Origin of the sequence: Zunongwangia endophytica (assembly GCF_030409505.1) — a bacterium.
GTDB classification, from domain to species: Bacteria; Bacteroidota; Bacteroidia; order Flavobacteriales; family Flavobacteriaceae; genus Zunongwangia; species Zunongwangia endophytica.
This window is the reverse complement of record NZ_JAUFPZ010000002.1, coordinates 2,376,207-2,402,054: the sequence shown is the minus strand read 5'-3', so window position 1 is coordinate 2,402,054 and position 25,848 is coordinate 2,376,207. Positions and strand designations below refer to the sequence as shown.

Here is a 25,848-nt window from a genome sequence, read left to right as displayed (position 1 = left end):
GAGGTTTATTTTGTCAGACATATATCAAATGCTTATGGATTTAATGCTTTATTTCATCATGTAACCAAACTCCATATTTAATCCAAACTTCATACATGACAAGCCACTCGGACACCCAAGGAAAAATATCAATAAAATTGAAATCCTGAAATAAAACAATATCTAAAGGATAATAGAGACAAAGACTGTCATCCGGATATAAGTGAGGTGTTTCACCAAATTTAATTTTAGAATTATTCTTAATATACACGCGTTCCTTTCTTCCCCTCGCTTTAGGGTCAAAGATCATTATCAGTTGATATTTAGATTTGCAGCCATCAGGTCTCAATGTGCCGCTGCAATAAAGTTTTTCATCTGATATGAATGTATTAAGCCATGAAAAGTTCTTCTGTATATAATATTCCTGGATTTGAAGGCTTATTAATGACTTTTTCTGAGAAAAATATTCACGATTAAAAGTTCTTATTTCCTTTAATCCGTAATTTCTATGGGGCTTGCTTGGGTAACTGTTTTTGTTTTTTTCAACCAAATTACCAGAATCGTCAACTCTACCTTTTCCAGAAAATGCTGTCAAGGCTACTTTTTCTAACCCACTGTTTGAGCTTAATTTTTCAAATTGTTCGGAAAGTACTTTTTTGGCTCTAGAAGATCCGAACAGGGTCTCAGCTGAAGCTAAATTTCCGTTTTTTAATCTCTCCCATTCGTATTTGAAACTTTTAATGAAATTAATAAATGAGTGATAATACTGCTTGTTTTTGTCCCATTTTTCAGTAAAATCTTCTTCAGGATTTACTGGGTTGAAGACTTTAATCCTCTTATAAATATGCCGGCTCGCATACAAATGTTGATATTCAGTATATTTTTTGATTACTCTATCCAATATTCCATCAATCGTTTCATAGATTGAAGACTCTCCGTTGTATAGCTCTCCGAATAGTGTTGTTAATATAATGCTTGAAGTTCTATATTTAGGTTTATCTTCAAAAAATATATCTCTATAACGTTTCGTAAGCTGGATAGCTCTTTTTAGAGGCTTTTTTATATAGACTCTCATTTGGTAAGTCCTCTTGCTCAGATTTAGCCTCAGTTGGAGAGTAGCTATTAAACGCTTTTTCAAGAAGAGTTACCTTAACCATGTTAGCTCTCTCGTCAAACCAACTAATATACCCTTTCGGAAATGATGATGACCATCCCTTAAGTAGTATATCTGGAATCTTCAACCTCTGTTCGTTGTATGCAATAATGCACCCCGGTAGAATGTCCATATGGAAATCACCTTCATAATTGATCCTAGCACAACGATTCTTTTTTTCTAATTTCTGTTTATATGTTTCATTGTTGGAAAGAACTCGGATTAAGTGATTGTATATTTCATAGGCTGAGTAATTGTAGTATGGGTCTTCAATATGAACAACTATATCTAAATCAAACTCATCTTTTCCTCTTGGCTTAGTAGTGGTTCCAATAGCTACAGAACCCTGAGGGTAGACTTTAAAGTCTACTTTTGAAAAAAACTCTTCATCTGATTCTAGAACTTTATATATCGCCTTATATGCCGATTCCATCCTTTTAGCTCTGGTTTCATCTAATTCAAGGGATAATGCCATTCTGGCAAGTAGGTCTTCTCTTCTATGACCTGATCTGTTGAGGTAATCTTGAAAATTCATCATTATAGTATATATTTAGTGTGTTGTCCAATTCTTTTCTTATGCTCATCAAAGCACTCTGATTCTATGTCTTTTCTTTTTACGAATGCATAATCTTCAGTAAATTTTTTATTATTTTTTAGTTTGTTGAATTCATTTTCCTGTTCCGGTGTTAATTCAATTCTGAACACCTTGTAAATGAGAGTATGATATTTTTCGTTGTCGAATCGAGTTTCTTTTTTAAGAATACATTCTTCAGTTCTAAGAAATTCAACATTAGTGGTCTTGAAAATTTCTTCTGAAACAACTCCAGTATCAATGAGCTCTTCTCTAAATTCTCTCCAAACACCAGTTTCTCTGTCTTTTTCTGACTTAAACCACTGGATTATCTCAGGTATTTTCGATGCTTGAACATAGAATCTTAAATCTCTGGGGTTAGTTTTGTCAGTTTTTAACTGGGCGTTCCAGTCCTTCTCAATATTTTTTGATCCAACGATCTGAAAAACACCTCCTACTGGTTGATATTGATCGATTTTATTTCCTTTAACTAGAAAATAAAAGTTATCACCGGAGGTTTTTATTTGTAGTAAATAACTCAGAGAAACATAGACTTTTGACGTAGGATGGAAAATGCTGCATCTTATAGCAGTCCAAAAATATTTTCCGTGACATTTTGCCAATTCGTGAATGGAAGCTATAGAGTAAAAAATAACTGAAAATGCTGCGGGGACTAATCCTTCTATATGAAAATCGCTTGGGGCGGTCATCACAAAGTATCTAAAGATTAGATAGCTAACAGCAAGAACTGTTAGAGTGAAATAAATGATAGTTCTAAGAATTTCTTTTTTCATATATGCCTGATTTTTTGCATTTTTTGTTAATTTTTCTAAGGTCTTTAATCTTAAAAACGTAAATTCATGACCTTCTACTAATACATGCTCATAAACTTTGAAAATTTTCCATGATGGCAAATTTTTTTTATAAGCGAGCATAATAATATGAACGGGGGGTATGAAAAAAAAGGACAACGATGTCTCAGAGGTTCTATCGCAATATTCTCATGAAGAATTGGAGAATCTAATCTTCCGTATGCGAGAATATGTAGAGAATAAAATTGATTTTAAAAATAAACATATCGACGGACTTGAAGCATTAGACTTTGTGATGTCAGTTTTCGAGAAATCTTTATCTGGGATAAGGAATTGGGAGCCTGAAAAATGTGATTTTGAATATTTTGTTTTCGGAGTTTTAAAAAGCGAAGTCAGTTCAGTTTTGAGAAAACGGAAACGAAGATTACATAATAATGATGACTATGAGAAGGATGAAGATTACATCTTGGATATGCCAGTAGTTGGAGCTGAATTATTGGAAAATGACACAGGTTTTCAGAAGATGGATTATGAACAACAGAAAAAACTGTTTATTAAATTGCTAAGTGATGCCGGGTCAGATACAATGGAACTTATGATTTTTGAATGTTGGTGTGACAATATTTATAAACCTAACGAAATTGCAGAATTGCTAGATTCAGATGTTGCAACGATCTACGTAGCACAAAAAAGGCTTCAAAGAAGAAAGAAAAAAATTATACAAATCGATGAGTAAGTTAAAGGATATTATTGAAGAGGGTAGTATAGAAATGTATCTGAATACAGATATTTCAATAGTTAAATGGTCTCTACAAGAAGAAGGTGTTGATATTGAGAAAGAAGGTAAGCAGATCGAACAATTTGTAAAAAGAATAAAGTTTACAAATAAAGCTCAAGCACATTCAAAAAATACAACAGAACTTATAAATAAACTTGTTTTACAGTTTTCTGAGGGGATCGAGAAGAATTTGGAAAAACCGATATCTACTATAAAGAGGTTAATCGCCGAAAAAGAAATGCAAGTCCAATTTAGAAATCTTGATAATTTGACTCCAGAAGAAATTAAAGAAATCATTAAAGGTAAAAATCTTGTCGATTTAATGGATGAATTAGATAATGATGATTCAGATAAAATATAACAAAGGATCATTAAAAGCTAAGGAAATATTAGATGATTGTGGATTTGAACATTTATTAGATTTTCCTTTGGAACTATTTGCTTCTGGGCTTGGAGCTACGGTAATTGAAAAACCTTTGATTAACTCTGATGGACGAATCATTTTTGGAAAGAAACACACTTTAATTGAGATTAATCAAAATATTCCATTTGAAACTAGAAAGCGATTCACTGTTGCCCATGAACTAGGTCATTATATTTTGCATCCCGGTTTAGAATTGCATAATGATAATGAATCAACTACATCATGGTTTAATAACAAAGAAAACCAAGCTAAACACGGCAAGGTAGAATATGAAGCGAATCAATTTGCTTCTGAGTTATTGGTTCCTAGTCAAATGTTCTATGAGGAACAGAAAAATGAAAAATTTTCACCTGATTTATTACGATCATTAGCATACAAATTTAAGGTTAGCATAACGGCTATAGCTTTCAAATATTTTGAGTTAGGAAGTCATCCCATTTCTTTAATACACACCCATAACAATAGAGTAACATATTGGAAAAGACCTCCTAGCTATCCTCATTTTATGAAGAATATGATTAAACTGCGTCCACCAGGAGATTCAGTCGCAACAGAATTTTTTGAGAAAGGGAAAGTGTATCCTGAAAAATTTTCTAAGCAAGAAATCTGGAAATCCACATGGTTTGAATTAAAAGATTGGGAGAATGATAACGGTTTTGATTTCTATGAATATTGTGTTGTATCACAACATTACAATATGACCCTAAGTATAGTTTGGGAGGAATAACCTATCTATTTTTATTACAAAGCAGATTTTTAATTCTGATTCCTAAAATTTTTAAAGATTTATTTTTTATGGGTAAATATTTTTGGAAAGATAAGTAAATTGTAAATTCAATTTTAGATAAAACTAAAAAAGCAGCTCCATCTAGAAGCTGCTTTTCGATATTTTAGATCAATATTTTATTTTAAATCAAAGCGATCTAAGTTCATTACTTTGGTCCAGGCTTTAGCGAAATCTTTTAAGAATTTCTCCTGGCTATCAGCACAAGCGTAAACTTCAGCTTGGGCGCGTAGTTCAGAGTTTGAACCGAATATTAGATCGGCACGACTGGCTGTCCATTTAGTTTCTCCAGTTTTTCGATTTTTACCAACAAACACTGTTTGTGCATCGTTGGTAGCACTCCAAGTTGTACTCATATCCAACAGGTTGATAAAATAATCGTTACTTAAAACGCCAGGTTTTTGAGTGAATACTCCGTTTTTAGAACCATCGTAATTAATGTCTAAAACTTTTAGTCCGCCAAAAAGTACGGTTAATTCAGGAACATTAAGCGTTAGCAATTGCGCTCTATCGATTAACATGGTTTCAGCAGAAGTACTTACATTCTCATTACCTCTAATGTAATTTCTAAATCCGTCAGATTCTGGTTCTAACGCATTAAAGGCATCAGCATCGGTTTGTTCTTCAGTCGCATCTGTGCGTCCTGGGGTAAATTCAAGATCAATAGAACTTTCGGCGTCTTTAGCAGCTTTTTCGATAGCTGCATTTCCGGCAAGAACAATTAGGTCTGCTAATGATATTTTTCTTTCCGAAGAAGAATTAAAATGAGCTTGAATTTCTTCTAATTTTGAGATGATCTTTTGAAGTTGTTGCGGATTATTTACTTCCCAATTGCGTTGTGGCTCTAAACGAATTCTCGCGCCATTGGCACCACCGCGTTTATCTGAACCTCTAAAAGTTGAAGCTGAAGCCCATGCCGTAGCAACAAGTTCTGAAACTGATAATCCTGAGTTCAAAATTTTATCCTTTAAAGCTGCAATATCTTCTTTATTTATCAATTCGTGATCTACAGCCGGTACGGGATCCTGCCAGATTAATTCTTCGTTAGGAACCTCTGATCCTAAATATCTGGAAAGCGGCCCCATATCACGATGCGTTAATTTAAACCATGCTTTAGAAAAAGCTTTGGCAAATTCATCTGGATTTTCGTAGAAATGTTTTGAGATTTTTTCGTATTCTGGATCCATTTTTAAAGCAAGATCGGTAGTAAGCATAAATGGTGCGTGCTTTTTATTAGGATCGTGTGCGTCTGGAACCGTACCTGCACCGGCATTATCTTTAGGTTTCCATTGGTGAGCACCAGCAGGACTTTTGCTTAGTTCCCATTCAAAACCAAAAAGATTTTCAAAGAAATTATGGCTCCATTTTGTTGGGGTAGTAGTCCATGCACCTTCAAGTCCGCTTGTAATCGTATCCCCGGCATTTCCTGTTCCGAAGGTATTTTTCCAACCTAAATTCATTTCTTCGATGGTTGCACCTGCCGGTTCTTCAGCAACATATTTTTCAGGATCGGCAGCACCGTGCGTTTTTCCGAAGCTATGTCCGCCAGCGATTAGAGCGACGGTTTCATAATCGTTCATTGCCATTCGGCCAAAAGTCTCCCTAATGTCTTTTGCGGCACCCAATGGATCTGGATTTCCGTTAGGACCTTCGGGATTTACGTAAATTAGTCCCATATGCGAAGCGCCTAAAGGATTTTCTAGGGTGTTGCCTTCCTCATAACGTTCTTTGTTTCCTAACCATTCGCCTTCAGATCCCCAATAAATATCTTGTTCGGGTTCCCAAATATCTTCACGACCACCGGCAAAACCAAAAGTGTCAAATCCCATCGATTCTAAAGCGCAGTTACCTGCCAGGATCATTAGATCTGCCCAGCTAATTTTTTTACCATATTTTTGTTTGATTGGCCATAAAAGCAGGCGTGCTTTATCGAGATTGGCATTATCTGGCCAGCTATTTAGAGGCGCAAAACGTTGTGATCCAGAGCTTGCCCCGCCGCGACCATCGGCAATACGATACGTCCCAGCGCTATGCCACGCCATTCTTATAAAAAATGGTCCGTAATGCCCATAATCTGCCGGCCACCAATCCTGTGAATCGGTCATCAATTCAAAAAGATCCTGTTTTACCGCTTTTAGGTCTAGTTTTTTAAATGCTGAAGCATAATTAAAATCCTCGTCCATCGGATTGGTTTTTGAAGAATGCTGACTTAATATTTTTAGATTCAGCTGGTTGGGCCACCAGTCTTTATTTGTAGTTCCGGTTCCGGCTGTAAATTTTTTTGAACCGCCTAAAAAAGGACATTTACTGGAGTCATTTACTTCCCAAACTTTATGATTATCTGAGCTTTCTTGATGATTATTGTTTGCCATAATTTAAGATTTTAATAATTACCGGGTAAAAATAGATAACGAAGCTTTATGTTTTTATAAATTACAATAGTAAAAAACTATTGTTTTAAATTTGAAATTTATAGGTGTTCATTCAATATCTATAAAATAGTTAGAAAATTCATTTAAAAATAACGAATTCTAAGTTTTAAAGATATAATTATTACTAATATGTAATAATTTTAATACTTGTTTCTTGTAATACGAATGGATTTGTAAAATGATCGTATAAATTATAAAAGGAGAAGTGAAAATCCATTAATTTTATAGATAAACGTTATTTTAATGAATTGGAAATTTACTTTTGTGATGCATTGTATCACTTTCTTTCTATTAGTTTGGTCTTTTCAAATTCATGCTCAATCTCAAACTGAAGCAATTATTCTAGATGCTGAAACTAGGATGCCATTAGAGTTTGTGGATGTTTATAATAGCAGTAATTATACTTCAACCAACAGTGATGGTAGATTCCAGTTTACCACAAGCGCGGACTCTATAAAATTCAATAGACTTGGGTATCACAGTAAAGCTTTTGTTATTTCAGCATTTAAAAAAGATACCGTATATCTATCACCGGCTTCAGAAAGTTTAGCCGAGGTTCATGTGATCGAGCAGAGCATTTATAAAAAAATGATAGCACATCTGGAAGAAAATTATCCAATTACTCCATATAAAGAGCGCTTCTTTTTAAGGGCAACGGTAAAAAATGATGGTCATATCACCAAATTAGCAGATCTTAACGGAAAACTGGAAAGAAAGCGATTAATTGGGGATATGAAAACCAATGAGCGGCCCAATAAAAATTATACTATAGAAATTGAAAATCTTAGAAAAGCTGCAATTATGGAAGATGATATTGATTTTGTATTTCCTTCATTTGAACGTTATTTAGATTTAGCCAGCACTTTGATAAGTTTTTCAGATTCAACAAAAGTAGAGTTATCTAATTATGGGGATCATTTGGTGAAACTTCAGGCTAAATCAACTAAAAATGATTCTGAAGCCTATCTTATCATCAATACAAAGGATTATGCTGTGGAAGAAAGTTTTATAAAAATGAGTTATCCTGATGCTGAATTTGAGAAAGGCAAAGGAACAGAGTCTCGTGATAGGTACAATATTTTTCATTCATTTTATAAGGCGCTACCTAACGGGAAGTATGTTTTGACTAAAAATATGCATAAAGCAGCTATTGAATGTAGGTATAAAGACAAGCTATATACATACGTTCAGAATATTCAATATCGAAGCAGCGATCATTTTGCAGATTTTGATATAAAAAGAAATGTGAGGGCGCATAAAGATATCTTTAAAGTTAAAACCTCCTATGCGGCCGGATTTTGGAATGATCAAAATCAACTGCTGCTTACAGATGCTATGAAAGCTTTTATTGAAAAGGTAAAAGTGGGAGATAGCGACTTCAAGATTAAATCGAATTTTTAAAATTCTTGATTTTAATTTATCAATCCTTCAATTATTTCTATTAGTGGTTTCAGGCTTCTTCTAAATTTAGCGGCATTCCTTATCTTGGGGCAAAATTATATTTTTCATGATAAAAAAAGTTTTAGTACTCGGGTTATGCTCTGCCTTAGCTTTAGGCTGCAAAACCTCAAAAACTGTAACCGAGAATGCGCAGCAGGAGGACAAAAAAGGCGACTTTAAATCTTATGCTAAAGTAATTACTAAAGATGCTATTACAGATAGCGGTTTATTTACCACGCATAAAGTAGATGATAAGGTCTATTTCGAAATTCCAGATTCACTCTTTAATAAAGATATGCTTTGGGTAAGCAGGATTGCTAAAGCACCTTCGGGTTACGGCGGCGGTTATGTAAATGCAGGTTCCAAAGTAAACGAGCAAGTAGTACGTTGGAGTAAGCGCGGAAAAAACATCGATGTAAAAGTGATGAGCTTTGAAAATAAGAGCGACGAAGAATCACCTATAAATAAGTCGGTTAAAGCAAATAATTTTGAGCCCATTCTTTATAGCGCGGCTATTGAAACGATGAAGCCAGACAGCAGTGCCTACGTTATAGATGTGACAAATCTTTTTGAAGATGAAGTTGCTGCTATTAACGCGATGGACGCATCTGCCAGAAAAAGATACAAAGTAAAGCGATTAGATAAGAGTAGATCTTATATTGAAGAAGTACATGCTTTTCCAGAAAATGTAGAAGTAAGACACGTAATGACTTACGATGCGGAAGAACCACCAGAACGCGGGCAGGCCAGTACCATTTCTATGTTAATGAACCAGTCTATGATTCTTCTTCCTGAAGATAAAATGATGCCAAGAATTGCAGATTATCGAGTTGGTTGGTTTACCGTTGGCAAATACGATTACGATTCAGAAGCGCTAAAATCTTATGATTACGAAATTATTAGAAGATGGCGATTAGAGCCTAAAGATGTTGAAGCTTACAAGAATGGAGAACTTGTAGAGCCTGTAAAACCAATTGTTTATTATCTTGATCCTGCTACACCTATGCGGTGGAGGCCTTATTTTAAGAAAGGGATAGAAGACTGGAATAAAGCTTTTGAAGCAGCTGGATTTAAAAATGCAATTATAGCAAAGAATCCACCTACTAAAGAAGAAGATCCAGATTTTAGTCCGGAGGATGTAAGATATTCTGTGGTTCGTTATGTAGCTAGTACAACTAGAAATGCCGTAGGACCTTCAGTAACCGATCCCAGAACAGGGGAAATTATAGAAAGTGATATTATTTGGTACCATAATCACTTACGTTCTTACAGGAACAGGTTTATGATCGAAGCTGGAGCTCAGAATCCGAAAGCTCGAACTCTAGAAACTCCTGAAGAGGAAATTGGGGAAATGATGCGTATGGTGATTGCACACGAGGTAGGGCATGCTTTAGGTCTTCCGCATAACATGAAAGCTAGTGCAGCTTATCCTACAGATTCTTTACGTTCGGCAGCTTTTACCCAAAAATATGGTCTAACTCCGTCTATTATGGATTACGCTCGTGTAAATTACGTAGCGCAACCAGAGGATAAAGGTGTTCGTTATATAAGAATGATGGGACCATACGATATTTATGCCATTAACTGGGGATATCGTTATTTACCAGAAGCTGAATCTTCTAAAGACGAAAAAGAGAGTCTAGATCGATGGATCTTAGAAAAAGCTGGAGATCCTATATATGAGTTTGGTAGTGGTTATGGTGGTCGTGATCCACAGTCGCAAAGAGAAAGTTTAGGTAAAGATCAGGTAAAGGCAAGTGAATATGGATTAGCTAATATGAAAAAGGTTGTCCCTAATTTGATCGATTGGACTACTAAAGACGGCTATGGTTATGATGATCTAGAAGAAGTATACGGTGAACTAATAAAACTTTGGAGAGGATACTTATACCACGTAGTGACTAATGTAGGTGGAGTGTATGAAACTAGAAAAACTGCAGATCAAGAAGGAGTAATGTATTCTCCTGTTTCAGATGATATTCAAAAAGAAGCAGTTGCTTTTTTGAACAAGAATGCTTTTACAACCCCAAATTGGTTATTAGATAGTGAGATTTTAGATCGGATTCAGTCTACAGGTGCGGTAGAACGTATCAAACAACTTCAGACAAGAGTGTTGAGTAATTTATTGGATGAAGATCGTTTAATGAGAATGATAGAGAATAAGCAATTGCACGGCAATAACTATTCAGTAATAGCACTTTTAGAAGACTTAAGGAGTGGGATCTTTACTGAACTTTATAGCGGTGAAAAGGTAGATGTATACCGAAGAAATTTGCAACGCGCTTATGTAGATATGAGTATAGGTTACATTAATGAGCTTGAAGAAAGAAACGATATTGCAGGAACAGATATAATTCCTTTGATGCGTGGCGAATTGGCAACACTGAAGTCTCAGATCAATCGCATGCAATATTCCACTTCAGACCGATTAAGTAGATACCATTATAAAGATTTAATTGCAAGAATCGATAAGGCTTTTTCGAATAAATGATATTTTAAATGAAAATTTAATCGATGAAAAACCTCCTATTGGAGGTTTTTTTATGCTTTTAATCCATTCTAGCTGTCTAAAATCGTGTTTTTCATCCTGTATAAACGGTTTAGCAGCTTATTTCTTGAGAGTAAATTCTTACATTTTATTCGCTCAAAGTAGCTCTAAAGATTAAAATTGTAGCTTATATCCTACAAAATAGAGTTAAAAATGGTGTTTTTAGTGAAAAGAGTGTATTTTGTCGAGTATTAGGTGTTTTTCATGTCTATTATTTTTTAATTTTACCAAACGAAATAATTGTAAAACAAATCTTAGTACAGAATGAAATCAAAATTACTTTTAGGACTTATAGTAGCTTTTTTAGCAATAGGATGTAGTCAGGATAGACCAGGTGCAGACACTTTTAATTTAGATGTAGCAGTTGAGATTACGGTTGAGGATCAACGTGGAGAAAATCTTTTAGATCCTAGTCATCCCAATGCAATCAATGCAGACGAAATAAAACTTTATTACGTCGAGAATGGTAAAGCGCAGGAAGTTTATGATGAAACAAGTGATCTACCTAGAAGTTTTGTTGTTTTTAAATCAGGAGACGAATATAGAATGAGAATCCTACAAAATTATTCTGACGAAGATGAACCACTTACATTAGTGCAGTGGAATGAGAGAGATATAGATACCATTAAAAGCGAGTACTTAAAAGGTGATCGATATATAATTCAAGATAAAATATATTACAACGGAAAATTAAGCTGGTCTAGTAACGATAGTTTCGAGCCTCATTTCGAAGTTGTGAAAAATTAAATATTTCGTTATTTCTTTAAGATTAGTTTTGAAAAGTGCCCTAAGAAATTAGGGCACTTTTTATTTCAATATAATTTACTGAAGCTTTTCTTTATTTTTTGATAGTTTTCATTCAGTCCTTTGATCTCCTCATCTATTTCTTCAGAAACTACTTTTATATACTTGATAATTTCGCGGTTATTGAGCATATCCTCATCATTAGAGGAAACTTCTAATAAGTGAATCAATCCAAGCATATTTGCGATAGGTCTTCGCATAATATGTGAAATATCAAAAATAATTTGCTCAAGTAAATCTATATAATTCTTTCTATCGGTTACGTCTCTAAAACTTCCGTACCAGATCGTTCTTCTTCCAACCTGGATATCTGGGAAAGCACGAGATTGATGCCATGCATACTCACCGTTGGGCTTGCTAACTCTATAGGTGATATCCCATTCTACTCTGTTTTTTATAGATTCTACAAAGGTATTTTCTAATTTTAATCGATCATCTGCGTGTATAAATGGTAAAGCCTTAAAAGGATTTTTTTTGAATTCTTCTGGTTTTAGCTGAGGTAAAAGCTTTTTTATGGTGTCATTTATATAGGTAAAATGAATATTGCGCTCTTCATTTACCTCTAACTGAAACAAAGCATCTAAAGAATGATTACTAAGCTTATTGAATTTTAGGATGCTTTTTCTTAGAAGATCGGTTTGATTTCGATGTTCTTTCTTATGCTCCAGATAGTCAATCGTTTGATTAGCTAAAATCTGAAGTGCTTTAATTTGAGTTGATGTTAATTCACGTTTTTTTCTGTCTATGACGCATAAAGTTCCTAAGGCAATCCCATCACCACTAATTAAGGGAGCACCGGCGTAAAATCTTATGTAGGGCTCTCCTAATACTAAAGGATTGTTTTTAAAACGGACGTCATTAAGAGGATCTTCAACAATTAAAACTTCTTTCGGGTTTTCGATGGCATATCTACAGAAGGAACTTTCAATAGGAGTTTCCTTAATATCAAGTCCGATTTTAGATTTGAAGAATTGTTTCTCCTTGCCTACAAGGCTAATTAATGAAATAGGAGTATCGCAAATAGCAGAAGCCATTTGAGTTAATTCGTCTAGAATTTTTTCTGAAGTTTTATCCTGAAATTTAAAACCACTGAACAGCTCCTGCCTAATTTTTTCTTTTTCCATTTCTCAGGTAACTAATTTCTACTGAAAAAATAGGGAAAATATGTATTACTAAAAAATCAGGGGTGTTATTTAAAATAAATCTAAAAAATAACGGTTTTGTTTAGGAATATACTATACTGCTTTATTCAATTTTACCGTCTTTTTAGGGAATTTGAAGAAATCTTCATGTTCTGCTTCTTCAGCTTTTAAGAGTACAATGTCAAGTTTAGAGTTTGGTTCTTTTTGATAAACAATCTTTACCTTATAGTTTAGTGTTCTTTCTTCAGTATAAAATTCACCAGTTTCTTTATCAAATCCTCCATCTGTTGTGCAGCAAATACTTTTAATTTGATATTTCTGAACCTTTCTAAGAACCTCAAGGTCTAGCGCACTTAAATCATATCTATCCTTTAGTTGCTGTAGTCTATTTCTAAGGCCTAGCGATTTAACTTTTCTCATTATTGATTGGTTTTCATCAAAAATAGTTTAACTAAAATTTAAATTGTTATAATTATTTTTGAACAGAAAGTTAAAAATCGTTATTTTTGATGATCAACATGTTAAAGTTTATTTTACTGGAAAATTAAAATAAGTTTCAGGAAAAGGCTCATTTCTAAAGGTGTAATGCCACCATTCTTCGCTATATGATCTAAATCCATATTTATTCATAATAGACTTTAGATATTCTCGATTTTCACGTTGCTTTTTAGTGATATCTTCAAAATTATGATGAGAGCGCTCTCCAAAATAATCATAGTTCCCACCCATGTCTAGTTCTTTAAGCGTATTGGCATTTATAAGCGTTAAATCTACTGTGCTTCCCCTGGAATGTCCTGATTTTGTAGCGATATATCCCAAGCTAAATAGATTTCTTTTCTTTTTATTCGGATAAAATTCAGTTTTAGTCAAAGTATCTTCTGCATTTTTAGACCAGCTTATAAAACTATCTACTGCTTGTTGCGGTCGATAAGCATCGAATATCTTTAGGCAATAACCTTCGTTCTCCAATTCTTGTTGAATTTTTCTAAGAGCTTCAGCTGCATTTTCACTTAAAATTATTTTTTCATTTTCATAGCCTGGAACTGGCCTTCCGGTAAAGTTATGGCTTCCTAAATACCGAAGTTCAATTTCGATATCCGGAATAACTTCAGATAAATAAACGAAGCCCTCGGGTAAACTTTGAGAAAAACTGAAATTAGATAATAATATTACTAAGATGACAACAACTTTCTTAAACATAAAAACAAATTTATAAAATTGGATTTAATCCAAATATTTTGCATATTGCATGGAATAATTCCTAATACTAAATCAATGGCTGTACCATCAATCGAAATTAAGCATTTTAAAGAAGTCAGAGAAGAAAACAATTTCACGCAGTCAGAATTTGCTGAAGTTTTAGGAATTAAAAACTCTACGGCAGATATAGAACGTGGAAGAACCAAGCTTTCAGGAAAAGTTGTTGCTGAGCTTTTAAGACAATTTGGTATAAATCCTCTTTGGCTTTTTGGCGATAGCGGTCAAAAATATCTGAAGATTTCTAAAGGCGATGTAAGCCCGAAGGTTGTTACGGTAGATCGCGTTGGCGATAACGAAAATATCGTCATGGTAAATCAAAAAGCTGCAGCCGGTTATCCTCATAATGTGCAGGATGTAGAATGGTATACTCAATTACCGGCTTTCGATATTCCTTTGCCTGAATTTAGAAACGCAAGTTATCGGGGTTTTCAGGTTGAAGGAGATAGTATGTTGCCAAATTATCGACCGGGAGAGTGGGTAATGGCTAAAGGCGTTGGAGGTATGGACGAGGTAAACAATAATCGTGTTTATGTGGTCGTAATGTATGATTCGGTTTTGATCAAGAAAATCCAGCGGCTTCCAGATCCTTCTAAGCTTTTGTTAATTTCTCTGAATGAAGAATATTTACCTATAGAGGTAAAACTTGGTGATATTCAGGAATTATGGCAAGTTAACAGTAAGCTTACTTTTAATATTGATAATCCTTCAGAAAATGGATTATTTCAACAACTTCAGCAATCTATGGAAGACCTGAGGAGAGAATTGCGACAGTTTAAAAGTAGTTCTCAAAAGCCTTCCTAGGCTAAATTGGCTTTTTTGTTTAGTTTGCAGTAAATCTTTTACCTAAAGCCTGATGATTATTTGCTGGTTAATTCTCTTCTTGCTCATTCCTGGGTTTTGTAATAGCCAGGAACTTCCGCCTATTTCTAATTTTGATACGAAAACTTATAATGCAGGCAATCAAAATTGGATGATTAATCAATCTGATGATCATTGGATGTACTTTGCCAATAACGAAGGTCTTCTAAGTTATAACGGCGAGCAATGGAATATCAATAAATTGCCTAATGGTGAGCCTGTACGAGCTGTGAAGTTTATTGATGGTCTTATTTACACCGGTTCCTATATGGATTTTGGCTATTGGCGATACAATAGTTTAGGGAATTTAGTGTATACCTCCTTGGTAAATAAGTTGTCCTCTAGTATAAGGGAAGGCGAACAAATTTGGCATATCGAAGAATTTGGAGATTACATTATATTCCAGAGTCTTAGTCGATTACTCAGCTATCATAAAACCAAAAAAACCATAAGTGTTACAAACTTCGATAGCACAATTTCTAATCTTTTTAAATCTGGAGAATCAGTTTATTTTCAAGTGGCTGAAGATGGTCTTTACTCAATTCAGTCTGGAGGAATTAAAAAAGAAGTGGGTTTCGACCAAATTGGCATAAATGCTATTATTGAAATATTTCAATGGAATAACCAAAGTATAGCAATTACTCGCGATAACGGTCTTTTTACATTCAATAATGGCGATTGGAAATCTTTTACTCTGCAAAATTATCCTATCAATTCGAGTTTTTTTACTGCGGAGTTTACCGAAGATGAAAAATTAGTCTTGGGTAGTATAGGGGATGGATTATTTACTCTTGATATTTCTAAACAAACTATTCGGCAGTTCGTTCAACCCGATATTGTTAATAATACCGTTTTGTCTTTGTTTGAGGATGAAGCAGGAAACATTTGGTGTGGTTTGGATAACGGCATAAGTTTAATTGAAAAAGATAGTCAGTTATCTATATTTTCAGATATTACAGGGATACTGGGTACGGTTTATTGCAGCGTTAAATATCAGGATCAATTATATTTAGGAACGAATCAAGGACTTTATAAAAGAAATAGAGATTCAAATAGTTTCAGTTTAATAGAAGGGACCAGCGGCCAGATTTGGAGCTTAAATGTATATCAAAACAAATTATTTATAGGTCACGATCGTGGTACTTTTATACTTAATAGTAATTCAATCCAACAAATCTTTGATGGTGGAGGAACCTGGATGGTTCTTCCTTTTAAAGATGGTTTTATACAAGGACATTACAATGGCTTAAGTTTTTTTAGGATTGGTGATGGCTTTAAAAGAATTATTCCTTTGGAAGGATTCGATTTGTCAGCTCGTAATATTATTATAGGACAAAATGATGAATTATGGGTTGGTCACGACCATAAAGGCATTTTTAAACTGAATATTGATATTGAAGAACAAAAAGTAAAAACTTTAAAAAATTATGAGGTAGAAGATCAGGTAAGTTCTGGCCTATATGTTTTTCATTTTAATGACGACATTTATTATTCTACTGCAACTACAATTCAGCAGTATGATCGAAAAAATGATAGCTTTAGTGCTGATAATAAATTAAATCGCTCTTTTCAGGATATAAAGAGGAGCTCAGGAAATTCTAAACTTACGTCAGATGATAAATGGTGGGCTTATACGGAAGATGAGATTTATTATACTTCAAAAGATGCTTTTCAGGAGGGGATAAATGTAAAATCTGTACCGATATCGTATGAATTTAGGAACATTTCTAGCGGTTTTGAAAATATTTCTAGAATTGATGAAAATCGATATTTAGTAGGTAGCAATAATGGGTATACTATTTTTGAGATTCCTTTTAAGACAGCTGATTTGTTCGATCTTGAAATTAACGGTATTCAACTTGCAAATAAAGATCAAAGCTATAAACTCTTAAGTAAAGATCTTGAAAATCCTGAATTTGAAAATCAACAAAATTATCTGAATTTTTATTTTAATGTGCCTGTTTATAAAAAATTCGGCAAAGTAAAGTATAGTTATAGGTTGAAAGGCTTTAGTGAAGAGTGGACAACCTATCGGGCGGAGAGTAAAGCAAGTTTTGAAAATTTACCATACGGGGATTATGAGTTTCAGGTAAAAGCAAGGTATGATAGTCAAGACACAAATACGGTCGTTTTTTCTTTCTCAATTGCCAAGCCATGGTTTATATCTAAGTTTGCAGTTTTCGCCTATATAGTTTTATTGGTCTTAATTATAGTTATAACCCATCATTTTTATACGAGATATTATAGGAGGCGACACGAAAAGATGATCGAGATAGAGCAGGAAAAAGCAGAGTTGCAACAGCTTGAGGCTCAGCAAGAAATAATGAAGCTTAAGAATGAGCAATTAGAAACAGATGTAATTTCGAAAAATAGAGAACTTGCAGCATCGACGATGAATATTATTCGTAAAAATGAAGTGCTGAATAAGATTAAGAAAGAGCTTTCTGAAGTTTCGCAGCTTAAAGATATAGCTTCGGTTTTAAAAACAATTGATGCCAATATTAAAGAAGAGGATAATTGGAAATTCTTTAAAGAAGCTTTCGATAATGCAGACAAAGATTTTCTACAGATGGTAAAGTCGAAGCATCCTAATTTAACTTCAAACGATCTAAAGCTTTGTGCTTATTTAAGGCTTAATTTATCTTCTAAAGAAATAGCACCATTATTGAACATTTCGGTTAGGAGTGTGGAAATAAAACGATATCGTTTGCGTAAAAAGATGGAATTAGATCATGAACAAAGTTTAGTGAACTACATCTTAGAATTTTAATTCCTCTACAAATACAATATATACCTCAACATTACCACAACATATAGCTATTTTATTCATTTATAGTTAATTATATTTCATTTTACAAATACCCTCTGTGCCTTGCTTTTAGGCGTAACCTTTAAGGAATTCTCAATTTTTACGATAATTTTTCAGAATGTATACTTTTTGTAAGGGTGTTATTTTAGTTTTTTATTTGCCATTCATCTTAAATTGCGAACTAAACAAAATAAATCACAAATGAATAGAGTACTATTACTTATTTTATTTTGTATGCTTTCATTTGGCATGCACGCTCAAACGTTTTCGGTTAGTGGTACAGTTTCAGAAAATGAAACGCAAATGCCTTTACCTGGAGTTAACGTTTTGCTTAAGGGAACTACGAATGGAGTAATTACCGATTTTGACGGTAATTATGAAATTGATAATGTTTCCGTAGGAGATGTACTTGTATATTCTTATATCGGATATACCAGTAAAGAAATTGTAATAAGCAGTCAGGAATCAATTGACGTAGCTTTAGCTGTAGATTCTCAAGCTTTAGATGAAGTGTTAGTTATTGGTTATGGTGAACAACGAAAAAGAGACATTACAGGAGCTGTTTCTAATGTGGGAGCAGAAACCATCGAAAAACTAGAGCCAGTAAATGCAGCACAAGCATTGCAGGGAACAACTTCTGGTGTTAATGTGACTCCTACAGGCGGTTCTCCCGGAGCCGAATCCAATATCAGGATTCGAGGAATATCTACCAACGGTAACAACAAACCACTTATCATTCTGGATGGCTTTCAATATGAAGGGGGATTAAATAGTATTAACCCTCAGGATATTGAGAATATAACGGTTTTAAAGGATGCCCAGGCCGCGATTTATGGAACGATTGGTGCCAATGGTGTGATCTTGGTAACCACCAAATCTGGTAAGAAAAATCAGAAAACAAAAGTATCTTACGAAGGGTATACCGGTATTCAGGAAACCACTAGGAAGCTACCGGTTCTAAACGCTACAGAATATGCGTTGCTATTAAATGAAAGCTACGCCAATGCTGGCCAATCTTTGCCATTTTCTAATATTAGCGATCTTGGTTCTGGTACAGATTGGCAGGAAGAAGTTTTTCAGGAAGCGACGGTAACTAGTCATAACTTATCCATTACAGGTGGAGAAGAGAAGATTACTTATTCTATTGGCGCCTCAAATTTGAAGCAGGAGGGAATTATTTCTCCAGAAAAGTCTCAATTTGAGCGTAGCACGGCGAAGGTTACTTTAAATGCCGATATTACCGATAAGCTTAACGTTCAAACTAAACTATTTTATAATAGTACAGAGAGCAGTACAGTGAATAGCTTTAGTTTAGGCTCTGTTTTATTTAATGCGGCGAATATTGCCCCTACTATAGATCCTTCAGTAAATAATCTAGATGGTCAGATTAATCTCGGTAATGAGGTTGTAAATCCGTTAACACAATTAGATAATACCTACAACAAGTTTATTACTAATCGTTTAAGTGGTACGGTACAGGCAAGTTTAGATTATGCGACTAATCTGAACTTACAAGCTCGTATAGGTTTTAATACTAGTAATACTAAAAATAGAGAGTTTATACCGCAATTTAATTATGGTACAGGTAAGATCTATACCAACACAAATAGCTCGGTAACCTTAGGAAAGATTAATGACAATGATTATACATTCGACCTCTTTAATACTTACGAAAATACATTTAGAGACGATCACGATGTAACTTTTTTGGTCGGTATGACGGCTTACGAAACCAATGGTGAAGGTCTGTATGGATCTAGAACTGGTGTACAGGCCAATAGTTGGGAGTTTGCAGATCTAAGTAGTGCCAATGGTACGGGTGAAGAGCAAACTAACTCTTCGTATGCTTATAAGCTTAGAAGATTATCTTATTTTGGGCGTCTTCAGTATGCATTTCAAGATAAATATTTGTTATCGGTTATGCTACGTAGAGATAGCTCTACGCGATTTGCGCCAAATAATCGTATAGCATATTTTCCTTCTGCGACTGCAGGTTGGGTAATTTCAGATGAGAATTTCTTTAATGAAGACGGATTCCTTAATTTCTTGAAGCTACGTGCTAGTTACGGTATTTTAGGTAATGATCGAATTCCAGATTTTGGATATTTAGCTTTATTGGGAGGAGAAGCGACTTATGTACTTGGGCAGGAACAATTATTAGTAAATGGTCGTGCTTTAGGGCAATTGGCGAATCCAGATCTACAATGGGAAGAAGCCAAAAAATTTGATGTCGGTTTAGATGCGAACTTTTTCGACAGAAAATTTGAACTTACTGTAGATTATTTTATTAACAACCGTGATAATCTGTTAATTCCTAATATTCCTGTTTCAGGTATTTACGGGGTAGGTGCTCCGGCATCTGGAAGTCCTACTATTAATGCAGGATCGGTAAGAAATGCGGGTTGGGAGTTTGCTCTTAGCTACAGTGATAATTTTAGCGATGACTTTTCTTTTAATGCATCCTTTAATGTAAGTACGCTGGATAATGAAGTTACTCAAGTAAATGGTACCGATTTTATTGAAGGAGGTAATTTTGGGGTAGGCCAACCTTTAATTTCTAGAATGGAAGAAGGAAAACCAATTGGATATTTTTATGGATATCAAACCGATGGAATTTTCCAAAATCAGGCTGAAGTTGATGCTCATCCATCACAATTATCGCTTGGAGCCAATGCAAAGCCTGGGGATATTCGTTATAAAGACCTTAATGGTGATGGCGTGATAAACAGCGACGACCGTACAGATCTTGGTAACCCTATTCCAAAAGTATCTTTAGGATTTAATTTCGGTTTTAATTTTAAGAATTTTGATTTTGCTACTTATATGTTCTCTAACCTTGGGAACGATATTGTTCGCAATTACGAAAGGGACCAGCCCAATGTAAATAGAATGAGTTATGTGCTAGATCGCTGGACGGGTGCAGGAACAAGCAACGAAGTGCCAAGAGTTACTACCGCAGCAACTTCAAATAAAGTGTTTTCAGATTTTTATATAGAAGACGGTTCTTTTGCCAGAGTTCAGACGGTAAGTCTTGGATATACTATTCCTTCAGAATTTACTCAGAAAGTATCGATCGATAAATTCAGAATTTATGGTAAAGTAGATAACGTATATACGTTTACCGAATATTCTGGTTACGATCCAACTGCCTCAACAGGTGAACCAATTGGTGGAGGTATCGATATAGGTTTTTATCCTTTACCAAGAACTTATATGCTAGGTGTAAATCTTGAATTTTAAAAAAATGATGATGAAGATAAATATCAAAAAAAATATAATGTTGGCAGCAATCGCTGTTTCACTTGGAGTGACTTCCTGTGGTGATGATTATGTAGAAGTAGATCCACCATTCGGCATTAACTCCGATTCTTACTTTACTTCAGAAGATGATTATTATAACGCACTTATAGGTGCCTACGATATTTTGCAAAGTACATATGTAAATATTCTGTTGTCAGAAATAGCTTCAGATAATGCCAATGCTGGTGGAGAAAGTGCAACAGATGTGATTGGCTGGCAACAAGTAGATCGTATGCAACATAACCCTGTAAACGATAATCTTGATGATATCTGGGATTGGAATTTTGCCGGTGTGTATCGTGCTAGTTTTATTTTAGAGAATGCTGATAATATTGAATTTGATGGCAAATCTCAAATATTAGCAGAAGCATACTTTTTAAGAGCTTATTTTAATTTTGAATTGCTGAAGTTTTTTGGGCCTATCCCAATTAAACCGGAAGGTCGATTTACACTTGGTGAGGCGCAAACTATACCAAGAGCTTCTAAAGCTGAAGTGTATGCACTTATCGAGCAGGATTTGGCATACGCCGAGGAAAATTTAGCTGAAAATGCTCCTGAAGTTGGTAGAGTAACCAAAGGTGCTGCACAGGCATTGCTAGGGAAAGTTTATTTATATCAAGACAAATTCTCTGAAGCTGCAACAGAACTTCAAAAAGTGATCAATTCTGGCAAATATCATCTTTACGGAACCCAAGGTGGAGAAGATTATGCCAATCTTTTTGAATATTCAGCAGAAAATAGTGCAGAATCTGTTTTTGAAATTCAATACACCGGTACAGAAGGGGCAGGTTTTGATTGCTTGCAATGTAGTGAAGGTAATGTGATGGTAGGATTTAGCGGAATTCGTGGTTATGCCGGTCCTGTTTTCGAATCTGGATATGGCTTTAATTTACCTACAGAAGATGCTTATAATTCTTTTGAAGAGGGAGATTTAAGACAAGATGTAAGCATTTTGGATATTGAAGAATGGGCTTCAGAAACCGGGGCATCTTATAATATCGGAAATCAAGATGATGTTACCGGGCATACCGGATATTACAATCGTAAATATTTACCACGCCAAAACGATAATCTTGGAGACGCCAACTTAACGCAGCCCAATAATTATAGAGCAATTCGCTATGCTGATGTATTATTGATGGCCGCTGAAGCTTTAAATCGCGGCGGTATTGATGATACACAGGCAAGAGCTTACTTAAATACGGTACGAGATCGTGCTGGGTTAGAGTCTGTAGATATTAGTGGTTCTGGGCTTACCGAGCAAATTTATCAAGATAGAAGATCTGAATTAGTAGGTGAAGGTCATCGATTCTTTGATTTAGTAAGAACAGGTAGAGCCGAACAGTTCATCAATGGTTTTACAACAGGCAAGAACGAGGTTTTTCCTATTCCATTAGAAGAAATACAATTTGCTCAGGGGAATTGGGATCAAAATTCAGGTTATTAAAATTTAGAATATGAAGAATTATACAAAATCAATAATAGCGTGTTTTTCCATTCTTTTCTTTTTATCATGTTCAGATGATGATAGTTTGGAAAATGTAGAGATTGCAATGCCATCAGATATTGCAGCTAAGTTTACCGTAAAGCAGGATAATTCTGGTGAGGTAAGTGTAGTGCCTTCAGCTACTGGAGCCAATATGTTTAGTGTAGATTTTGGAGATGGAAGTGAAATTTCAGAAACATTTGCTCCTGGAAACCAGGTAGAACATACCTATGCTGAAGGGCAATACGATGTTACCATTTACGCGATGAATCTAAATGGTGAAGTTGCTGAAGCCACTCAATCTCTCAACGTTTCGTTCTTAGCTCCAGAGAATTTGGAAGTAACGATCACACCAGCTCAAACAAATCCTTACGAAATTTCTGTAAGCGCTACTGCAGATAATGCTTCTGGCTATCAGGTATACTTTGGAGAATCGGAAGAGGAAACTCCAGTGTTACTTATGGAAGGAGAAACTGCATCTTACGAATATAATGATATAGGGACGTACACTGTAAGAGTCGTAGCTTTAAGTGGAGGAGCAGCAACTACAGAGTATACTGAGGAAGTTATGATCGATGGCGCAAGCGGAGCGATTACATTCCCTGTAACTTTTGATGATGCAACTGTAGATTATCAATTTGTAACCTTCAACGGAGCAAGTTTTGAAGTAGTTAGCAATCCCCAATTATCAGGAATTCATAATGTAGAAACCAATGTAGGTGCGATCACTAATTCGGGCAACGGATACGAAGGTGGATCGTTTAACTTAGGAGAAGCTCTTGATTTTAGTGGTGATAATAAACTAATCAAGCTTAAATTATATTCCGAAGTATCGGTTCCAATTCTAATAAAACTGGAAGGAGGCGTTGATGGAGAACGTCAAAATGAGGTTTCTGTTACTCACGGTGGTACAGGATGGGAAGAACTTACTTTCGATTTTAATACAGCAACTAAAAGTTATATCGACGGAAGCCAGGGAGTAGGCGAAGCTTTTGTGCCAACAGGTCAATACGGTACGGTAACTATGTTTATTGATGGTCCTGGTGAAACTAGTGGGACATTCTATATTGATGATCTTATGCAAACTAATGGAGTGCAGACAGCAGAACCAGAATTTCCTTTAACTTTCGATTCAGCTTTAGTAGACTATAGCTGGTCTGGGTTTGGAGGAGCAAATGCAGCGGTTATAGAAAATCCTGATGCTTCAGGAATTAATACCAGTACAAATGTAACCGAGCTGGTGAAGAACGACGGTGCAGAAACCTGGGCTGGTGCATCACAACTTTTAGATGGCGCTATCGATTTTAGCCAGAGTACAATAATCTCTATGAAAACCTGGTCTCCTAAAACGGGAGCACCAATCCTTTTGAAATTAGAAAACTCTACTTCAGCGCCAGATGCCAATGGAAATCCGTCAGTTATAGTAGAGGTTCAGCAAACAACTACTGTAGCAAACGAGTGGGAAGAGCTTAATTTTGATCTAACAAGTTTTGCTGCCTTCGATGCTAATGCCGGATATGATACTGTAGTTGTTTTTTATGACTATGGAAACACCGAAGGTGGTACGTTCTACTTTGATGATGTTCAAATTAAAAATGACTAAAAAATGAAGAATTTTAAATATATATTAGGCTTGATGATCATTTTTGGTAGCTTTTTACAAAGCTGCCAGGACGACGATCAGGAATTTGGAGAAGTTATGGCGCCTTCAAATCTTTCTATAGAAGCAACGGTCGTAAATGCCGATGCAGAAAATCCTTATGGGGATGGTAGCGGGCAGGTGCAATTTGAAGCATCAGCAGATAATGCGATAAACTATAAATTTACTTTTGGAGATAATACTACTACAAATGTCTCTAATGGTAATGTAGTCCATTCATTTACTTCAACAGGAATAAATGAATATGTTGTGACAGTAATCGCAACCGGTACAGCGGGGACAGCAAGTTCTATGACGACTTCAGTTACAGTTTTTAGTGAATTTGATGATCCAGAAACTAAATCGCTATTAACTGGTGATGATACTAAAACATGGTATGTGGCAGCTGGTCTCAATGCACATTTAGGTGTAGGGCCGGTAGAAACTGCCACTCCAGATTACTATACTGCAGCACCTTTCGAAAAATCGGGAAATCCTTGTTTCTACAACGAGATGATTACGCTAAGTCTGGATGAAAATAATAGTATTGTTTTTAATCATGATAACAATGGAGCAACTTTCTTCAATGCAGATTTCTTAAGCGTTGGCGGCGGCGGAGGTTCAGAAGATCAATGCCTTCCTTTTGATACTTCCGGAGAAAAATTTTTAAACCTTGCTTCAGCACAATCGGGCTTTGGAGAAGATGTTTCTACCGGTACACAGATGATGATCTCAGATGGTGGATTTATGTCTTATTACATAGGAACCAGTACGTATGAGATTTTAGAGATTACAGATGATTTTTTATATGTGCGAGGAATTCCTAGCTCTAATCCTGCTTTAGCTTGGTATGTGAAATTCACTACAGACCCTCGTGGTGGCGGTAGCGGAAATGATTCTGCTGAAGGAAAAGAATTAGTCAGCGAATTTGGAAATCTGGTTTGGGAAGAAGAATTTGATGGCGATGCTTTAGATACCGATAGTTGGAATTTTGAAACCGGTAATGGTGATAATGGTTGGGGAAATAACGAAAGCCAATATTACATAGCAGATAATGCCGTAGTAAATGATGGGACATTAAAGATCAATGCAATTGCAGAAAGTACTAATGGGTTTGATTATTCTTCGGCAAGACTTACTACAAAGGATAAACAAGAGTTTGAATACGGTAGAATAGAGGTAAGAGCACAATTACCATCTGCAGGAGGAACCTGGCCTGCTATATGGATGCTAGGATCTAATTTTGCTGAAGTAGGATGGCCTGCAAGTGGGGAAATTGATATTATGGAGCATGTAGGTAATGATCTTGGTGAAGTTTTAGGAACTTTACACTATCCCGGAAATTCTGGAGGAGAAGGAGTATCCAAGGGAACAGAAGTTGAAAATGTAGCTTCTGAATTTCATACCTATACTTTAGAATGGAATGCAGACCATATACTTTTTGCTGTAGATAACGTAATATTTCATGAATTTGAAAATAATGCGAGTACACCATTTAATCAACCTTTCTTTCTAATTCTAAATGTTGCTATGGGTGGTAATTTAGGAGGAACTATAGATCCTAATTTTACGCAGGATACGATGGAAGTTGAGTTTGTGAAAGTTTATCAATAAGATTTAGAAGATTAA

General features: G+C 35.1%; 19 protein-coding genes. 12 read left to right on the top strand and 7 right to left on the bottom strand.

The annotated features are described in order from the left end of the window. Positions 1–40: 40 nt before the first annotated feature. The 3 genes from QWY91_RS10385 to QWY91_RS10375 are packed head-to-tail and all read right to left on the bottom strand — an operon-like array spanning position 41 to position 2,497. Positions 41–1,054 (bottom strand): type II CBASS E2 protein, encoded by a 1,014-nt coding sequence (locus tag QWY91_RS10385; protein WP_290234638.1) that lies wholly within the window; start codon positions 1,052–1,054, stop codon positions 41–43. Then, positions 996–1,670, bottom strand: a complete 675-nt coding sequence (locus QWY91_RS10380; RefSeq protein ID WP_290234636.1) for a nucleotidyltransferase domain-containing protein — start codon at positions 1,668–1,670, stop codon at positions 996–998. The genes QWY91_RS10385 and QWY91_RS10380 overlap by 59 nt, the downstream gene beginning before the upstream one ends. After that, the gene (locus QWY91_RS10375; RefSeq protein WP_290234633.1) at positions 1,670–2,497 is read right to left on the bottom strand and encodes an SMODS-associated NUDIX domain-containing protein; all 828 of its coding nucleotides are present in this window, start codon (positions 2,495–2,497) and stop codon (positions 1,670–1,672) included. The genes QWY91_RS10380 and QWY91_RS10375 overlap by 1 nt, the downstream gene beginning before the upstream one ends. Before the next feature lie 160 nt (positions 2,498–2,657). On the opposite strand from QWY91_RS10375, the gene QWY91_RS10370 reads away from it, so the two are divergent. Genes QWY91_RS10370 through QWY91_RS10360 form a run of 3 tightly spaced genes read left to right on the top strand, consistent with a single transcriptional unit; the run spans position 2,658 to position 4,444 of the window. Next, positions 2,658–3,251: a sigma-70 RNA polymerase sigma factor region 4 domain-containing protein gene (locus QWY91_RS10370; protein WP_290234630.1), complete on the top strand. Its 594-nt coding sequence runs from the start codon at positions 2,658–2,660 to the stop codon at positions 3,249–3,251. Beyond that, a complete protein-coding gene (locus QWY91_RS10365; protein ID WP_290234626.1) occupies positions 3,244–3,654 on the top strand; it encodes a hypothetical protein in 411 nt (136 codons plus the stop codon). The genes QWY91_RS10370 and QWY91_RS10365 overlap by 8 nt, the downstream gene beginning before the upstream one ends. Next, a complete protein-coding gene (locus tag QWY91_RS10360; protein WP_290234623.1) occupies positions 3,632–4,444 on the top strand; it encodes an ImmA/IrrE family metallo-endopeptidase in 813 nt (270 codons plus the stop codon). The genes QWY91_RS10365 and QWY91_RS10360 overlap by 23 nt, the downstream gene beginning before the upstream one ends. A gap of 176 nt (positions 4,445–4,620) precedes the next feature. Here QWY91_RS10360 and katG read toward each other — a convergent pair whose 3' ends face one another. Next, positions 4,621–6,873, bottom strand: a complete 2,253-nt coding sequence (gene katG / locus QWY91_RS10355; RefSeq protein ID WP_290234619.1) for a catalase/peroxidase HPI — start codon at positions 6,871–6,873, stop codon at positions 4,621–4,623. 303 nt (positions 6,874–7,176) lie between these two features. On the opposite strand from katG, the gene QWY91_RS10350 reads away from it, so the two are divergent. From QWY91_RS10350 to QWY91_RS10340, 3 genes are all read left to right on the top strand, one after another. After that, on the top strand, positions 7,177–8,334 hold the full coding sequence (locus QWY91_RS10350; RefSeq protein WP_290234617.1) for a peptidase associated/transthyretin-like domain-containing protein: 1,158 nt from the start codon (positions 7,177–7,179) through the stop codon (positions 8,332–8,334). 106 nt (positions 8,335–8,440) lie between these two features. Next, a complete protein-coding gene (locus tag QWY91_RS10345; RefSeq protein WP_290234615.1) occupies positions 8,441–10,864 on the top strand; it encodes a zinc-dependent metalloprotease in 2,424 nt (807 codons plus the stop codon). Positions 10,865–11,185: 321 nt separating this feature from the next. Beyond that, entirely contained in the window at positions 11,186–11,668 is a 483-nt protein-coding gene (locus tag QWY91_RS10340; RefSeq protein WP_290234612.1) for a hypothetical protein, read from the top strand. A gap of 65 nt (positions 11,669–11,733) precedes the next feature. Here QWY91_RS10340 and QWY91_RS10335 read toward each other — a convergent pair whose 3' ends face one another. From QWY91_RS10335 to QWY91_RS10325, 3 genes are all read right to left on the bottom strand, one after another. Further along, entirely contained in the window at positions 11,734–12,849 is a 1,116-nt protein-coding gene (locus tag QWY91_RS10335) for a GAF domain-containing protein (protein ID WP_290234609.1), read from the bottom strand. Between the two features lie 111 nt (positions 12,850–12,960). Further along, the gene (locus QWY91_RS10330; protein WP_290234606.1) at positions 12,961–13,287 is read right to left on the bottom strand and encodes a hypothetical protein; all 327 of its coding nucleotides are present in this window, start codon (positions 13,285–13,287) and stop codon (positions 12,961–12,963) included. Between the two features lie 108 nt (positions 13,288–13,395). Next, positions 13,396–14,067: a M15 family metallopeptidase gene (locus tag QWY91_RS10325; RefSeq protein ID WP_290234603.1), complete on the bottom strand. Its 672-nt coding sequence runs from the start codon at positions 14,065–14,067 to the stop codon at positions 13,396–13,398. 75 nt (positions 14,068–14,142) lie between these two features. On the opposite strand from QWY91_RS10325, the gene QWY91_RS10320 reads away from it, so the two are divergent. The 6 genes from QWY91_RS10320 to QWY91_RS10295 all read left to right on the top strand — a co-directional run bounded on the left by QWY91_RS10320 (position 14,143) and on the right by QWY91_RS10295 (position 25,833). Next, the gene (locus QWY91_RS10320; protein ID WP_290234600.1) at positions 14,143–14,928 is read left to right on the top strand and encodes an XRE family transcriptional regulator; all 786 of its coding nucleotides are present in this window, start codon (positions 14,143–14,145) and stop codon (positions 14,926–14,928) included. A 169-nt stretch (positions 14,929–15,097) separates the two neighbouring features. After that, positions 15,098–17,755, top strand: coding sequence for a helix-turn-helix and ligand-binding sensor domain-containing protein (locus tag QWY91_RS10315; RefSeq protein ID WP_290234597.1), 2,658 nt, complete (start codon positions 15,098–15,100; stop codon positions 17,753–17,755). 240 nt (positions 17,756–17,995) lie between these two features. Beyond that, positions 17,996–21,034 carry a SusC/RagA family TonB-linked outer membrane protein gene (locus QWY91_RS10310; RefSeq protein WP_290234594.1) on the top strand — a complete coding sequence of 1,013 codons (3,039 nt, stop codon included), beginning with the start codon at positions 17,996–17,998 and terminating at the stop codon, positions 21,032–21,034. 4 nt (positions 21,035–21,038) lie between these two features. Then, positions 21,039–22,541 carry a RagB/SusD family nutrient uptake outer membrane protein gene (locus QWY91_RS10305; RefSeq protein ID WP_290234591.1) on the top strand — a complete coding sequence of 501 codons (1,503 nt, stop codon included), beginning with the start codon at positions 21,039–21,041 and terminating at the stop codon, positions 22,539–22,541. A gap of 10 nt (positions 22,542–22,551) precedes the next feature. Then, complete coding sequence (locus QWY91_RS10300) at positions 22,552–24,183, top strand: hypothetical protein (RefSeq protein ID WP_290234589.1); 1,632 nt, start codon at positions 22,552–22,554, stop codon at positions 24,181–24,183. 3 nt (positions 24,184–24,186) lie between these two features. Further along, positions 24,187–25,833, top strand: coding sequence for a family 16 glycosylhydrolase (locus QWY91_RS10295; protein WP_290234587.1), 1,647 nt, complete (start codon positions 24,187–24,189; stop codon positions 25,831–25,833). The last annotated feature ends 15 nt before the right edge of the window (positions 25,834–25,848 follow it).

Excerpts from the sequence above, each read along its gene's own strand:
- QWY91_RS10385 (WP_290234638.1), bottom strand. The coding sequence starts at position 1,054 with ATGAGAGTCTATATAAAAAAGCCTCTAAAAAGAGCTATCCAGCTTACG.
- QWY91_RS10380 (WP_290234636.1), bottom strand. The coding sequence starts at position 1,670 with ATGATGAATTTTCAAGATTACCTCAACAGATCAGGTCATAGAAGAGAA.
- QWY91_RS10375 (WP_290234633.1), bottom strand. The coding sequence starts at position 2,497 with ATGAAAAAAGAAATTCTTAGAACTATCATTTATTTCACTCTAACAGTT.
- QWY91_RS10370 (WP_290234630.1), top strand. The coding sequence starts at position 2,658 with ATGAAAAAAAAGGACAACGATGTCTCAGAGGTTCTATCGCAATATTCT.
- QWY91_RS10365 (WP_290234626.1), top strand. The coding sequence starts at position 3,244 with ATGAGTAAGTTAAAGGATATTATTGAAGAGGGTAGTATAGAAATGTAT.
- QWY91_RS10360 (WP_290234623.1), top strand. The coding sequence starts at position 3,632 with ATGATGATTCAGATAAAATATAACAAAGGATCATTAAAAGCTAAGGAA.
- katG (WP_290234619.1), bottom strand. The coding sequence starts at position 6,873 with ATGGCAAACAATAATCATCAAGAAAGCTCAGATAATCATAAAGTTTGG.
- QWY91_RS10350 (WP_290234617.1), top strand. The coding sequence starts at position 7,177 with ATGAATTGGAAATTTACTTTTGTGATGCATTGTATCACTTTCTTTCTA.
- QWY91_RS10345 (WP_290234615.1), top strand. The coding sequence starts at position 8,441 with ATGATAAAAAAAGTTTTAGTACTCGGGTTATGCTCTGCCTTAGCTTTA.
- QWY91_RS10340 (WP_290234612.1), top strand. The coding sequence starts at position 11,186 with ATGAAATCAAAATTACTTTTAGGACTTATAGTAGCTTTTTTAGCAATA.
- QWY91_RS10335 (WP_290234609.1), bottom strand. The coding sequence starts at position 12,849 with ATGGAAAAAGAAAAAATTAGGCAGGAGCTGTTCAGTGGTTTTAAATTT.
- QWY91_RS10330 (WP_290234606.1), bottom strand. The coding sequence starts at position 13,287 with ATGAGAAAAGTTAAATCGCTAGGCCTTAGAAATAGACTACAGCAACTA.
- QWY91_RS10325 (WP_290234603.1), bottom strand. The coding sequence starts at position 14,067 with ATGTTTAAGAAAGTTGTTGTCATCTTAGTAATATTATTATCTAATTTC.
- QWY91_RS10320 (WP_290234600.1), top strand. The coding sequence starts at position 14,143 with ATGGCTGTACCATCAATCGAAATTAAGCATTTTAAAGAAGTCAGAGAA.
- QWY91_RS10315 (WP_290234597.1), top strand. The coding sequence starts at position 15,098 with ATGATTAATCAATCTGATGATCATTGGATGTACTTTGCCAATAACGAA.
- QWY91_RS10310 (WP_290234594.1), top strand. The coding sequence starts at position 17,996 with ATGAATAGAGTACTATTACTTATTTTATTTTGTATGCTTTCATTTGGC.
- QWY91_RS10305 (WP_290234591.1), top strand. The coding sequence starts at position 21,039 with ATGATGATGAAGATAAATATCAAAAAAAATATAATGTTGGCAGCAATC.
- QWY91_RS10300 (WP_290234589.1), top strand. The coding sequence starts at position 22,552 with ATGAAGAATTATACAAAATCAATAATAGCGTGTTTTTCCATTCTTTTC.
- QWY91_RS10295 (WP_290234587.1), top strand. The coding sequence starts at position 24,187 with ATGAAGAATTTTAAATATATATTAGGCTTGATGATCATTTTTGGTAGC.